Origin of the sequence: Virgisporangium aliadipatigenens (genome assembly GCF_016863615.1) — a bacterium.
Lineage (GTDB): Bacteria > Actinomycetota > Actinomycetes > Mycobacteriales > Micromonosporaceae > Virgisporangium > Virgisporangium aliadipatigenens.
Genome location: NZ_BOPF01000007.1, coordinates 138,973 through 151,810, shown reverse-complemented (window position 1 = coordinate 151,810; position 12,838 = coordinate 138,973). Strand labels below are relative to the sequence as shown.

Genomic DNA, 12,838 nt, shown 5'->3' with positions numbered 1-12,838 from the left:
TTCGTGGGGATCTCCAGTGACCGGGTTGCTCGATCGCGACCACGCCACGCCGGCCGATGCCCGCGCGGCACTCGCGGCCGCCGTGCACAGCCAGGTCGCCGAGGGAAACCTGACGGTCAGTCGCCGCCTCTTCGCGCACGCGTACGACGCGGCCGAGCGCGACGGCGACGTCGACACCATGGCGCGGGCGGCGCTCGGCATGGGCGGCCTCTGGGTGCACGAGCACCGCGACACCGTCGCCTCGACCGTGCACCTGACCCGGCTGCGCGACGCGGTGGCGCGCCTCGATCCCGCGTCCACGCTCGCGTTGCGGCTGCGGGTCCGCCTCGCCGGAGAGCAGGACTACCACGGGGGAACGCACACCGCGGCGCTGGCCGCCCTCGACGAGGCGCGGCACAGCGGGGATCCGGTGGCGCGGGCGGAGGCGCTCAGTCTCGCGCACCACTGCGTGCTCGGGCCGGACCACGGCGCGTTGCGGGCCTCGCTCGCCGACGAGCTGGTGGCGACGAGCGTGCGCACCGGGCGCCGCGGCGACCTGCTGATGGGGTTGCTGTGGCGCACCGTCGACCTGTTCCTCGCCGGCGACCCGCACGCCGAACGCCGCCTGGTCGAGCTGCGCGCCCAACTGGCCACCCGGGACCATCTCGCCGTGGGGTTCGTCGTGTCGGCCGTCGAGGTGATGCTCGCGGTGCGGGCCGGCCGCTTCGAGGAGGCCGGCGCTCTGGCGCAGCGCAGCGCCGCCCTCGGGGCGGAGGCCGGCGACATCGACGCCACCGGCTGGTTCGGGGCGCAGATGGTGGCGGTGCACTGGTTCGAGGGGCGGCTGGGCGAACTGCTGCCGATGCTCAACGGGCTGGTCCACTCGCCGACGCTGAGCGCGGTCGACAACTCGTTCTTCGCGGCGCTGGCCGTCTCCGCCGCGTACGCCGGCGACCGCGAGACCGCCGAGTCGGCCCTGTACCGGCTGCGCGGGCGGGACTGGGCCGAACTGCCGCGTTCGAGCACGTGGCTGCTGACCATGTGCGGGGTGACCGAGGCGGCGTACCTGCTCGGCGACGTGGACACCGCGGCGCAGGCCTACGCGCTCCTGCTCCCCTACGCGGAACTGCCGGCCATGGCCAGCCTCGCCATCGCCTGCTTCGGTTCGGTGCACCACATGCTGGGCACCGCCGCGTTGACGACCGGGGACCGCGACCGCGCCGTCACGCACCTGCGCGAGTCGGTCGAACGCAACCTCGCCCTCGGCCACGGGCCGGCCGCACGCCTGTCCCGCGAACGCCTGACCACGCTCGACAAGGTGCCCGGCGCCCGGCCGGTGCTGGTGCGGGAGGGCCGCCGCTGGCGGGTCACGCTCGGCAGCCGCGAGGCGGTCGTGGCGCACAGCGTGGGCATGCTGCACCTGGCCGTCCTGCTCGCCAACCCCGGCTCCGAGATCCCCGCGTCCGAACTGGCGGCCGGCGCCGAGGCGTTCACCGGACGCGGCGCGGCGCCGCCCGCGGCTCCCCGGCAGGCGGCGCAGCAGGTGCTCGACCGCGCGGCCGTGCAGCAGTACCGGCAGCGGCTCGCCCGCCTCGACGCGCGCCTCGCCGACCTGCCCGACGGCGACGGCCGGGCCGGGGCGCTGCGCGCCGAGCGCGACTGGATCCTGGCCGAACTGGGCGCCGCCACCGGGCTGCGCGGGCGCACGCGCGAGTTCACCGACAACGCCGAACGGGCCCGCCTCGCGGTCGGCCGGGCGATCCGGCGGGCGATCGGACGGGTGGCCGAGGCGGACGCGGTGATCGGCGAGCACCTGTCCACGACGGTCGACACCGGGGCGCGGTGCGCCTACCGGCCGCTGTGAACCCGCTCTTCGCGGCCGCGCTCGCCGACGACGACGCCGGCCTGTCCGCCCTCGTGGCGCTGCACGAACAGCCGACCCGTGAGGTGCTCGACACGGCGATCGCCCTGCTCGGCGACGCCGACCCGGCCCACCGCCGGCTGGGTGCGCGGGTGCTGCGCGAGTTGGGTCCGCCGGCGCCGGGCACCGGGCTGCGGCCGTTCCGCGACGAGGTGATCCCCGCGCTGCGGGCCCGGCTGGCCGTCGAGTCCGACGCCGCGGTGCTGCGCTGGATCATCTCCGCGCTCGGCTACCAGTGCGCGGGTGCGGCGCTCGACGAGGTGCTGGCATTCGCGGCGCACCCGGACGACGGCGTGCGCTTCGGGGTGGCGGCGGCCGTCCCCGGGCTCGTCGACGACGACGGCATCACCGACGACGCGCTCGACACCCTGGAACGCCTCTGCGCCGACAGCGACGCCGACACGCGCTGGTACGCGTTCCACGCGCTCGCGGCGGACGGCATCGCCGGCGTACCGGCCGCGCGGGTCCGGGCCGTCGCCGGGCGGCTCCTCGACGATCCCGACGAGGGCGTCCGGGAACTCGCCGCGCGGCACCACTGACGGCGAGCGGATCGTCGCGCGGATGTGACGTTCCCGCGTCGGAGCGGCGACCCCGCGCCGGCAGTCTCATCGACATGCGCCACGACACGGGGACCCGGCGCGCCGGGTGGTGGGCGATCGGGCTGTTCTGCGTCGGCTGGGCGGCGACCTGGTGGGATCCGCGCTGGCCGGTCGAGCAGGCGCTGCACAACTCGCTGACGGTGCTGGCACTGGCCGGGCTGGTCGTCGGCTACGCGCGGCGGGTGCTGCCGACGTCGTCGCTGCTGCTCGGGCTCGGGTTCCTCACCGTGCACGTGGTGGCGGCGCGCTGGATCTACTCGTTCGTGCCGTACGACGACTGGAGCCGGGTGCTGTCCGGGGTGTCGCTGTCGGAGACGTTCGGCTGGGAACGCAACCACTTCGACCGGCTGGTGCACGCCTGCTACGGCGCGTGCGTCGGCCCGATCGCGTTCGGCCTGCTGGTCGAGCGGCGGCCGGGGCGCGACCGGTGGGCCGCGCTGCGCGCCGTCGAGATCGTGCTGTCGACGAGCGCGTTCTACGAGCTGTTCGAGTTCGGGGTGGCGCTGACGCTCGCCCCCGACGCGACGGAGTCGTACGTGGGGCAGCAGGGCGACGTCTGGGACCCGCACCGCGACATCGCGCTCGCGGTCGGGTGCGCGATCGTCACCGTGTCGGCGGTGGCGCCGGCGCGGCGCCGGCGGGCCCGACCGGCGGAACGTGCCCCGGCGGTCACCCAGCCCGGCTGACCGTCCGTGACGGGGCGCCGAGGCGGATCACGCGGTCGAACGCGGCGGCGGACCGGCATCGTCGGTCCGCCGCCACGCGTCGTTCAGCCCGGGCGCAGGTCCGTGACGGCCAGGCCGAACCCGTCGCGCAGGCGCCGCGCCACCAGCGAACGGTGGCACGCCTCCGGGTCGCGTTCGACGCAGAACAGCGCGCTCGTGGCGTCCCGCGGCAGGCCGGCCACCAACCCGTCGAGGTCGAACGGGTCGAGGATCTCGCGCGTGTAGCCGTCGGCGTAGCCGGCCGCCAGCACGTCGCGATCCCGCTTGCCGACGCCCCGGCGGTCGTCCTCCGCGTACTGCACCTGACGCAATGCGGTCGTCGGTGCCAGTTCCTTGACGTGGCGGTAGGCGACGCCGGAATCGGTGAGCGCGCGTTGCAGGCGCACGGCGTTCGCCCAGGAATACTCGGGACCACGGACATTGCGGCGCTGACGGACGTCGAGCAACAGACGGACCTCCGCCCGCTCGAGCGCCCGCAGGAACGACTCCTCGTCGAAGCCGTAGACGCCGATGGTGGCCACCGCGGGCGCGCGCCGGGACGGCGTCACGCGACCGCGGTCCCTTCCAGCTCGACCATCAGGTCGGGGATCGCCAGCCTCGTCACGCCGAGCAGCGTAGTGGGCGGCGCCGCGCCGGCGGCCCCCAATCGCGCCGCCAGCACCCCGTAGTGCGCGAGGAGCAGGTCCACGTCGGTGGTGTAGACGGTGAGCCGGACGAGGTTCGCCAGCGACATGCCGGCCCCGTCGAGCACGGCGGCCAGATTGTCGAGGCTCGACGCCACCTGCGCCGCCATGTCGCCCGCGTGCCGCGGCTTTCCGTCGCCGCCCATCGCGGCCTGTCCGGCGCAGAACAGCGTCCGGGTCTGCCCGGCGACCACCTCGCCCTGGTGGTAGCCCCACTGCGCCGACCACGCCCACGGGTCGACCACCGTACGTTCCAATGCCATCGCGGCTCCCTTCGTCGCGGACGAGCCTCGCAGCGAATCACGACATCCTGTGTCAGGTATTGCTGGCATGATCTGCGGGTGCGCGCCGACCGGTTGGTGTCGCTGGTGCTGCTGCTGCGCCGGCGCGGCCGGCTGACCGCGCCGGCGCTGGCGCGGGAGCTGGAGGTCTCCACCCGCACCGTGCTGCGCGACATCGAGGCGCTCTCCGCGGCCGGCGTTCCGGTCTACGCCGAACGCGGCCGGCACGGCGGATTCGCGCTGCTGCCCGGCTTCCAGACCGAACTGACCGGGCTGAACCACGACGAGGTGCTCGCGCTGCTCGTCGCCGGGTCGCGGCGTGGCGCGCGGGCGTTCGGGCTGGGGCCGTCGCTCGCCTCAGCGCTGCGCAAGGTCGTCGACGCCCTGCCCGAGAGCCAGCGGGACACCGCTGCCGCCGCGGCCGAACGGCTGCTCATCGACCCGGCGATCGACCTGCTGTCCCGCCGGCTGATCGCCGAGGAGGTTCCGGACGGCACGATGGCCGAGATCCGGCGCGCGGTCTTCGCCGGACACCGGCTGCGCATCCGCTACGCGGCCGTGGGCGCCACCCCGCGCTGGCGAACGGTGGACCCGATCGGGCTGGTCACCGTTCGCGAGCAGGGCTACCTGCTGGCCACGCGGGACGGCGCGGACCGCACCTACCGGCTGTCCCGGATCCTGGCCGCGCACCAGCTCGCCGAACCGGCGCGGCGACCCGAGCGCGTCGACCTCGACCGGACCTGGCAGCAGCGCAGCACCCGCTTCCGCACCGGCGGCGACCCGGTCGGCGTGCTGGTGCGGGTGACCGAGGCCCGCCGCGAGGAACTGGTCGACACCGCGCTCACCGTGCGCTCCGCGGAGCCCGACGGCGACGGCCGGCTGCGGATGGCGGTGACGTTCCAGGACCGGCGGCACGCCGAGTGGGCGCTGTGGCAGCTCGGCACCGACGCCGAGGCCCTGGAGCCGCAGTGGCTGCGGAGCGCCCTGCACGAGCGGGCCGCCGCGATCGCCGCCCGCTACCGGGACGGCACCGGGTGAGAAATCAGATCTTGAGCTCGGCGCACGCCAGGGGCGCTCCGCGCCGACGGGTGCGCGGCGGCGAGTTTCAGCCGGACCCTGGCGACATGCGCCGGGACGGTAACCTGACCTGCGTGCCGGAATCCGTCGTCTTCGCTGTGCGGCGCCGTGCCTGGCGTCGCTGGGTCTACCCGGGGTGGGCTCTGTCGCTGCTCGCCCTCGCCGGTGTGCAGGTGGCCGACCTCGACGTGCCGACGGCCGTACTTCTACCCCTTTTCGTCATTGTTCCGATCCTCGGGCTCGCGGCGCTGTGGGCCATCGTCAGTTGGATCATGCAGTCGTCCGGTCCGGCCGCGGTCGTGGCGGCGGCGCCTGCCGCCCGGATGACGGGTGACGGGCTGGAGCTGGGCCCCGACGGTCGAGCGGGCTTCGCGCTGCGCCTCGCGTGGGACGACCTGACCGCGGTCGACACGACGCGCTCGCCGGCCGGTTCCACGTTCCTGCTCTTTCGGCCGCGCGACCCCGAAGCGGTGCTCGCGGGACTCGACGAGGACGAGCGGCGGGACATGCGGGAGACGGCCGAGCGCTTCGGCACCCCGTTGGCCCTCAACATCAGCCTCTTCCAGCCACCGGCCGGCACCGACCTGGCCGCCCTGATCCGGTCGTGGAGCCGAGGCCGCCTCGATCCGGCGGGTCGACCCTGAAAGTGGGCAGCGCGATCCACCCCGACGGTCAGCACCCGGGGTCGCCGATCTCGTGCGCCCACAGCCATGCGGCGAGGCGGGTCACCGCCCTGTCGCGGTGCCGCCGATAGGTGTTGAACGACAGGTGCAGCGCGGCCGCCACCCGTTCCTGGGTGGTGTCGGGTCGCAGGAACGTCCGGGTCAGCAGTTCCCGGTCGGCCGGCTCCAGCGCCGCGACGCCGGCCTCGACCAGCTCCCGCAGCGTCCGCACGGCCGGGGTGCCCGGACGGGTGTTCCGGCGGATCATGCGGGAGTCCAGCAGCGGGCTCTGCCGCAGCAGGTCCGGCGCGTGCAGCTGGCGCAGGGCCGCGCGCACCGCGTCGCCGAACTCGCACTCCGACAGCACCGGCGCCTCGATGCCGTCCCCCGGGGGCCGCGCCGGCGCGCCGAGCTGGCGGGCGTGCATGGCTGTTGCCCACTCGGTGATCCCGGCCCGGCGCCAGTCGTGCGCGAACACCGGGTAACGCGACCCGCCGACGGTGAAGTCCGCGGCGGTCGCCGGCCAGAAGTCGAGGAACTCCATGGCGGGCGTCCACCGTTCGGGGTCCTCGAACGCGGACACCAGGCTCCACCCCCTGTCGCCGCCCAGCTGGATGATGTCCAGCATCTGGCAGGCGACGAAGAGGGTCAGCGACGGTGACGGGCGCTGGCCGTGTTCGCGGTCGAGGAAGAAGCGCCAGATCCGCACTGCTTCCCCGGGTCGCGGCGCACCGTGCTTCGACACGTACTGCCACATCGCGTCGACGCCGGGATCGGCGCCCAGATCGGCCTCGGTCACCTGGAGGCAGGCCGTATAGCCGCACAGGTCGCCGGTCGCGCCGCGGAACGCCCGGAACGCCTCGGGGCGCCGGTCCAGCCAGTGCGCCACCAGGTCGGCCTGCGCCGCGCCCTGCCACGCCGCCGTCATCTCGAGGATCGACGCGCGGTCGCCCTCGCGCAGCCCGTCGGCGTACGCGCGCAACGACGGGGGCAGTTCGCTCAACGCGGCGATGTGCGAGCGGGAGGCGTTCAGGACGACCGTGTGTGCGAGCAGGTCAAGCCGGGTCTGCTCGTGCGGTGTCGCGAGCACCCGGTCGAGGAACACGGTGAGCTTGCGGCGCAGCATGTCGGAGTAGCGCGCGGGGTCCCGCCAGCGCAGGTCGGCGTCGAGGGCGGCCCGGACGACGTCGTGCGGATACAGCCCGTACGGGCACTCGTCGACGAACGGCCGGCCGCGCAGCCAGGCGAACACCTCACCGACGTCGCCGCCGATCATGTCGCGCAGCAGGTCCTCCGTGGTGGCCGGCACGTGCGCGCAGACCTCCAGCGCCGCCCGGTGCCGGGGGCTCGGCGCCTCGTCGACCAGGTTCGCGATCAACGCGCCCACCACGTCGGGCAGGTCGGCCAGGGTGCGCGGGGTGACGCCCCGGCGTACCGCGTCGCTGAGCATCGACAGCGTGAGGGGATGCCCACCGCTGATGGCGAGGAGCCGTTCGTGCATCGCGACGGGAACGTCCTGAGCGCTCAGGTAGGCCCGCGCGTCGTCGGCCGGCAGGTTGCCCAGGGCGATGACACGGGTCAGCACGCGCCACGCCGGGTCGGCGCGCCACCGGGGACGGGGCGGCTGCCGGCCGGCGATCACCACCGGACAGTCACCGGGAAGCGACGGCAGGTAGGTGTCGCGCACCCAGTCGTCCACCGGTTCCAACAACTCATACGTATCGATGAACAGCGCGGGGCGGTCGGCGTCGACCGGTGTGGGCAGCGCGTCGGCGCCCAGCGTCAGGTGGCGGGCGTCGACCCGGACCGGACGGCGGCCCGCCTCGACCGCGACCCGCGCGAAGACGTCGAGCAGCATGGTCTTGCCCACCCCGCCGGGGCCGTGCACGAAGGTCACGCCCGGCCCGCGCACGGCCTCCCGGAACTGCGCGACCTCCGCGTCGCGGCCGGTGAACGACTGTCGCCGCAACTCCTCCAACGCCTCGCCGAGCAGTGCCATGCGCCAGACCCTAACCGACCGCCGCCGATGAAAGATCGGGCACCGCGTGGGCACCGAACGGGCGGGAAACCGGCGGCCACCGCGCCGACCATGGGGTTCGCGTCTATTTCGAAGGAGAACCATGACCGCGACAGCGCACGAATTCCCCAGCAACTGGGGACGGTGGGGGGACACCGACGAGCGGGGCGCCGTCAACCTCATCACCGACGAGGCGCGCGCCCGCGGCGCCGCCGAGGCCCGGACCGGCCTGACGGTGTCGATCGCCCGGTTGACCACGCCCTTCCCGCTGACCGGCGGGCCGATGGCGCCCACCACGGCGGCCACGACGGCGGTGCAGACCGCCATGCTGTTCACCGGGGTCGGCGCACCGGCCATGGCCGAGGTGATGGTCGTGACCACGCATCACCCCGAGGTCACCCACCTGGACGCGATGGGCCACTGGGTGGCCGGCGGCAAGGTGTACCCGGGCGTCGACGCGGCCGACAGTTCGGGTCCGACGGGTGTGCGGCACGGCGCGGCGGACGTCTACGCCGACGGGATCCTGACCCGGGGCGTGCTGCTCGACCTGGCTCCCGACGGGCGGCTGGCCCCGGGACACCCGGTGACCGGTGCGGACCTCGACGCGGCGGCCGAACGGGCGGGCGTCGAGGTGTTGCCGGGCGACGCGCTGATCGTTCGCGGCGGCTGGGACCGGGTCGTGGACGGCGACCAGCCGCTGCCGGGCATGACGTCCGACGCCGTGCGCTGGATGCACGAGCACGGGATCTCCGTCTACGCGGGCGACATCGGCGACGCGCGCCCGCCGCTGCCCGGTGACGTTCCGGGCGCGCTGCACTTCCTCGCCCTGGGGCGGCTGGCGATCCCGCTCATCGACGGCGCCGATCCGGGGGCGTTGGCGGCGACGTGCGCGCGGCTGGGGCGGTGGACGTTCCAGCTCGTCGTCGCGGTGCCGCGGATCGCCGGGACGACCGGGCTGCCGGTGAACCCGATCGCGGTGTTCTGAACCGAAGCGGCGCCCGCCCGTTCGTCGGACGGGCGCCGCGCTCCGGGTGGCGTCGGGCGCGGCGGTGCCCCGGCCGCGGGATCGCCACCCCGGTCACCGGCGGCGGCGCCGCACCGATCCGGCGGCCACGAACGCCGCCAGGAAGACCAGGTAGGTCGGTGCCAGCAGCGAGCCCACCCGGACGGCCGCCCGCCGCAGCCGGTTCCGTGCGGCGCCCCGCGGCGCGCCGTAGAGGCGCAGGGCGTCGAGCACTCCCCGCTGCCGGCGCAGCCGACGCTCGCGCGGCGCCCGCCGGGACGGCGTCGAGTCCGAGGTGGCGACCGCCTTCGCGGGTGCGACCGGGCGGTAGCCGAGCGCCTGCACCGCGAACGTGAGTTCGATGTCGGTGGCGGCCGTGTCGCGGTGGTAGATCTCGCCCGAGTAGCCGGGGAGCCGGCCGTCGCCGCGGGCGTCGAGGATCTCCCGCAGCAGCCGCACCGTGAACACGGTCGCCGCACCGGACAGCACCGGGGCCCGGCGCGGGCGCGGGTACCCGTCGCGCCACCACCGCTCCGGCAGGATCCGGCCGGCGCGGGCCGGGTGACCGCAGGCGCATGCCGCACCGACCGGCCGGCGCCACCGGTGCCCGCGGCGGGGTCGCGTGACGGCCCGCACGGCGTGCTGGGTGAAGTCCGGATGCGGGACCGAGTCGGCGTCGGTGACCAGCACCAGGTCGTTGTCGCGCAGGTGCGGCAGCATCCGGGCGAGGGCCCAGTTGAGCGCGCCGGCCTTCCGGTGCGGGTTGCGGCCGGGGTATTCGTGCACCTCCGCGCCGGCCGCCCGGGCCCGTCGCGCGGTGTCGTCGGTGCAGTTGTTGGGCACCACGACGATCCGGTCGATCGGCGGCGACCACTGCCGCTGCAGCGCGGCGATGGTGGCGGCGATGCCGGCGGCCTCGTCGCGGGCGGGGACGAGCGCGACGATGCGGCGCCGGTCGTGCTCGCGGCCCGCGGTGCGCTGCGGCGGCAGCTTGCCGACGGGACGGGTGCGGTCGGGGTCGACGACCGCGCGGGCGATCGGGGCGGTCCATTCGCGGGTGCTGGTGGGCACTGCAGACTCCGTTGCGGTGTCGTAGGGCCGGGATCTGGAACGACAGTGGCGGATGCGGCACCGCCGTGGGAGCGCTTTCGGCGGCTTTCGCCGATCCGGTCAGGGTTGGTCGGAACGGTCGTGCGGTTTCCGATTCGCCCCGCTGTTGATCGACATGGCCGGATGGCCATCGGTTACGGCCCGACCGGGCTGCCGTTGACGACCCCATCACTTATCGTCGACGTCGTGCCTTCTCAGCGTCATGATCTGGTGTGCGGTACGAACACAGGCGTCCCGAGTGGTGCGCACGGACAAAGACACCGCGCGCGCTCAGCGGCAGGGTTCAGTCGCATGAGAAGCGGTGCGGCGATAGCCGTAGTCGTGACGGGCCTCCTCCTCGCCGGGTGCGGCGACGGCGGCTCGGATGGCGGGCAAGGGCTCGTCGACGGAAAGACCTTCACGATGGTGCTGGGCGCCGACCCGGGCACGCTGGATCCGCACTTCACCTCGCTCTCCCCGGCGTTCGAGGTGGACCGGTTCCTCTATGACTCCCTCCTCGCCGTCAACGAGAAGGGCGACCTCGTCCCCAACCTCGCGCAGAAGTGGGAGGGCGACACCGGCAAGGCGACCTTCACCCTGCGCAAGGACATCACCTGCTCCGACGGCACCGCTCTCAAGGCGAGCGACGTCGCGGCCAACATCAGTTTCGTCGGCGATCCGAAGAACGAGTCCAGCCGGATCGGGGTGTTCGTTCCGCCCGGGACCACCGCGACCGGCGACGACGCGGCCGGAACGGTCACCGTCACGGCGGCGCAGCCGAGCGCGTTCCTCATCCGGCAGGTCGCCGGGCTCCAGATCGTGTGCCCGAAGGGCATGCAGAGCCGCGACCAGCTCAAGCAGGGCGCGGTCGGCACGGGCATGTTCACGATGACCGAGGCCGTCCCGAACGACCACTACACCCTGACCCGCCGCAAGGACTACGCGTGGGGCCCGGGCGAGTGGAAGACCGACCAGCGCGGGCTGCCCGACAAGGTGGTCATCAAGATCGTCACCAACGAGACCACGGCCGCCAACCTCGTCATGTCCGGCGGGGCGAACGCGGTCCAGCTCGTGGGCCCCGACAAGCAGCGGCTGCAGGGGCAGAAGCTCTTCCAGCGCGACGCGACCGCGATGCTCGGCGAACTCTGGTTCAACCAGAAGGCCGGGAACCCGACCGCGAACCTCGAGATCCGCAAGGCGCTCACCCAGGCGCTGGATCTCAAGCAGCTCTCCCTGGTCGTCACCGGCAACACCGGCAAGCCCGCCAACGGGCTGATCCCGGACGGCATGGGGGCCTGCAAGGGCGACACGCTCACCGGCAACCTGCCGGCGCACGACGAGGCGGCGGCCAAGACCGCGCTCGGCGGACAGAAGATCGCCGTGACGCTGCTGTACACCTCCAGCGCCGGGCCGGGCATGCAGGCGGCGGCCGAGCTGATGCAGAAGGTGTGGAGCGGCATCGGCGTCGACGTCACCGTGAAGGGCGTCAGCGAGACCGAGATCGGCACCGTCGTGGTCGGCGGGCAGGGTTCCTGGACGGCGGCGCTCATCCCGCTCAACGCGAGCCTGCCGAGCGAGATCGTCCCGTTCCTGTCGGGTCCCTCGGCGCCGGACGGCACGAACTTCTCCAGCATCCAGAACCCGCAGTACGACGCTCTGGTGAAGGAGGCCGCCGCGATGAACGGCACCGACGGCTGCGCGAAGTGGGCGGAGGCCGAGAAGGCGCTGTTCCAGCGGGTCGACGTGGTCCCGTTCGCCAACTCGGTGGCGCCGGCCTTCGGCAAGGGCGCGACGTTCGAACTCAGCGGTGGCAACATCTGGCCCAGCTCGATCCGGATGGTCGGCTGATGGCTGACGGCGCGTGGCGGCGGTTCGCTCTCCGGCGGACCGGCCGCCTGCTCGTCTCCCTCTGGGTGCTCGTGACCGCGAGCTTCCTGATGATCCACCTGGTGCCCGGGGACCCGGTGCGTGCCGCGCTCGGCATGACCGCCTCCGCCGACCTGGTGGCGGCCCGACGCCAGTCGCTGGGCCTGAACGACCCGTTGTGGTTGCAGTACTGGCACTACCTGCGCGACCTGTTCACCGGCAACCTGGGGGACTCGATGGTGAGCGGGCTGCCGGTCGCGGACGTGATCGGCGACCGGCTGCCCGCCACCGCCTCCCTCGCCGGGCTGGCGTTCCTGGCCGCTGTCGCGCTCGCGGTGCCGACCGGGGTGGGGATGGCGATCCTCACCCGCGGCGGGCGGCGGCGCTGGGCGGAGACCACGTACGTCTCCGGCAGCGTCGTGCTCGCCACGGTGCCGGACTTCCTGCTCGGCGTCGGGCTCGTGGCGGTGTTCGGCGTGCAGCTGGCGTGGGCGCCGGTGGCCGGGCGCGGCGGCACGGCCACCTACGTGCTGCCGGTCCTGTCGCTCGCGCTCGGGCTGGCCGCCGTTCTGGGGCGCATCGTGCGGGTGGAGATGGTGTCGGTGCTCGACGCCGACTACATCCGCACGGCGCGGGCCAAACGGCTCAAGGCGCGCACGATCTACCTGCGCCACGCGCTGCCGAACGCCCTCACCGCCACCATCACCGTCGCCGGCCTCATGCTCGGCGCGCTGGTCGCCGGCACGGTCCTCGTCGAGAACGTCTTCGCCTGGCCCGGCCTCGGGTACGCCATCGTGCAGTCGATCCTGTCCAAGGACTACCCGGTCGTGCAGGGCATCGTGCTCGTGTACGGGATCGGCGTCCTGCTGATCAACCTCGTGGTCGACGTGGCGCTCGCGCTGCTCGACCCGCGTTCGACGATCCGGGAGAGCTGAC

12 protein-coding genes are annotated in these 12,838 nt (G+C 74.0%); 8 read left to right on the top strand and 4 right to left on the bottom strand.

The window, feature by feature from the left end; genetic code table 11:
• The first annotated feature begins 16 nt into the window (after positions 1-16).
• The 3 genes from Val02_RS11355 (at position 17) to Val02_RS11345 (ending at position 3,185) form a co-directional block, all read left to right on the top strand.
• Positions 17-1,843, top strand: a complete 1,827-nt coding sequence (locus tag Val02_RS11355) for a hypothetical protein (RefSeq protein ID WP_203898942.1) — start codon at positions 17-19, stop codon at positions 1,841-1,843.
• A complete protein-coding gene (locus Val02_RS11350; protein ID WP_203898941.1) occupies positions 1,840-2,439 on the top strand; it encodes a HEAT repeat domain-containing protein in 600 nt (199 codons plus the stop codon). Before Val02_RS11355 ends, Val02_RS11350 begins: the two co-directional genes overlap by 4 nt.
• 74 nt (positions 2,440-2,513) lie before the next feature.
• Positions 2,514-3,185 (top strand): DUF2238 domain-containing protein, encoded by a 672-nt coding sequence (locus Val02_RS11345; RefSeq protein ID WP_203898940.1) that lies wholly within the window; start codon positions 2,514-2,516, stop codon positions 3,183-3,185.
• Between the two features lie 83 nt (positions 3,186-3,268).
• Here the strand turns inward: Val02_RS11345 and Val02_RS11340 are convergent, their stop codons facing one another.
• A complete protein-coding gene (locus Val02_RS11340; protein WP_239152723.1) occupies positions 3,269-3,772 on the bottom strand; it encodes a DUF488 domain-containing protein in 504 nt (167 codons plus the stop codon).
• Positions 3,769-4,170: a RidA family protein gene (locus Val02_RS11335; RefSeq protein ID WP_203898939.1), complete on the bottom strand. Its 402-nt coding sequence runs from the start codon at positions 4,168-4,170 to the stop codon at positions 3,769-3,771. The genes Val02_RS11340 and Val02_RS11335 overlap by 4 nt, the downstream gene beginning before the upstream one ends.
• 78 nt (positions 4,171-4,248) lie before the next feature.
• Between Val02_RS11335 and Val02_RS11330 the strand changes: the two genes are divergently transcribed.
• Both Val02_RS11330 and Val02_RS11325 read left to right on the top strand, forming a co-directional pair.
• Positions 4,249-5,226, top strand: a complete 978-nt coding sequence (locus tag Val02_RS11330) for a helix-turn-helix transcriptional regulator (RefSeq protein WP_203898938.1) — start codon at positions 4,249-4,251, stop codon at positions 5,224-5,226.
• An 86-nt stretch (positions 5,227-5,312) separates the two neighbouring features.
• Complete coding sequence (locus Val02_RS11325) at positions 5,313-5,909, top strand: hypothetical protein (protein WP_203898937.1); 597 nt, start codon at positions 5,313-5,315, stop codon at positions 5,907-5,909.
• 28 nt (positions 5,910-5,937) lie between these two features.
• On the opposite strand, the gene Val02_RS11320 is transcribed toward Val02_RS11325, so the two are convergent.
• Positions 5,938-7,926: a hypothetical protein gene (locus tag Val02_RS11320; RefSeq protein WP_203898936.1), complete on the bottom strand. Its 1,989-nt coding sequence runs from the start codon at positions 7,924-7,926 to the stop codon at positions 5,938-5,940.
• Positions 7,927-8,047: 121 nt separating this feature from the next.
• Here Val02_RS11320 and Val02_RS11315 point away from each other — a divergent pair, with 121 nt between their 5' ends.
• Positions 8,048-8,929, top strand: coding sequence for a cyclase family protein (locus tag Val02_RS11315; protein WP_203898935.1), 882 nt, complete (start codon positions 8,048-8,050; stop codon positions 8,927-8,929).
• A 93-nt stretch (positions 8,930-9,022) separates the two neighbouring features.
• Here the strand turns inward: Val02_RS11315 and Val02_RS11310 are convergent, their stop codons facing one another.
• On the bottom strand, positions 9,023-10,018 hold the full coding sequence (locus tag Val02_RS11310; RefSeq protein ID WP_203898934.1) for a glycosyltransferase: 996 nt from the start codon (positions 10,016-10,018) through the stop codon (positions 9,023-9,025).
• A 360-nt stretch (positions 10,019-10,378) separates the two neighbouring features.
• On the opposite strand from Val02_RS11310, the gene Val02_RS11305 reads away from it, so the two are divergent.
• Together Val02_RS11305 and Val02_RS11300 are read left to right on the top strand one after the other, a co-directional pair.
• Complete coding sequence (locus Val02_RS11305; RefSeq protein WP_239152721.1) at positions 10,379-11,884, top strand: ABC transporter substrate-binding protein; 1,506 nt, start codon at positions 10,379-10,381, stop codon at positions 11,882-11,884.
• Complete coding sequence (locus Val02_RS11300) at positions 11,884-12,837, top strand: ABC transporter permease (protein ID WP_203898932.1); 954 nt, start codon at positions 11,884-11,886, stop codon at positions 12,835-12,837. Before Val02_RS11305 ends, Val02_RS11300 begins: the two co-directional genes overlap by 1 nt.
• Position 12,838: the final 1 nt, after the last annotated feature.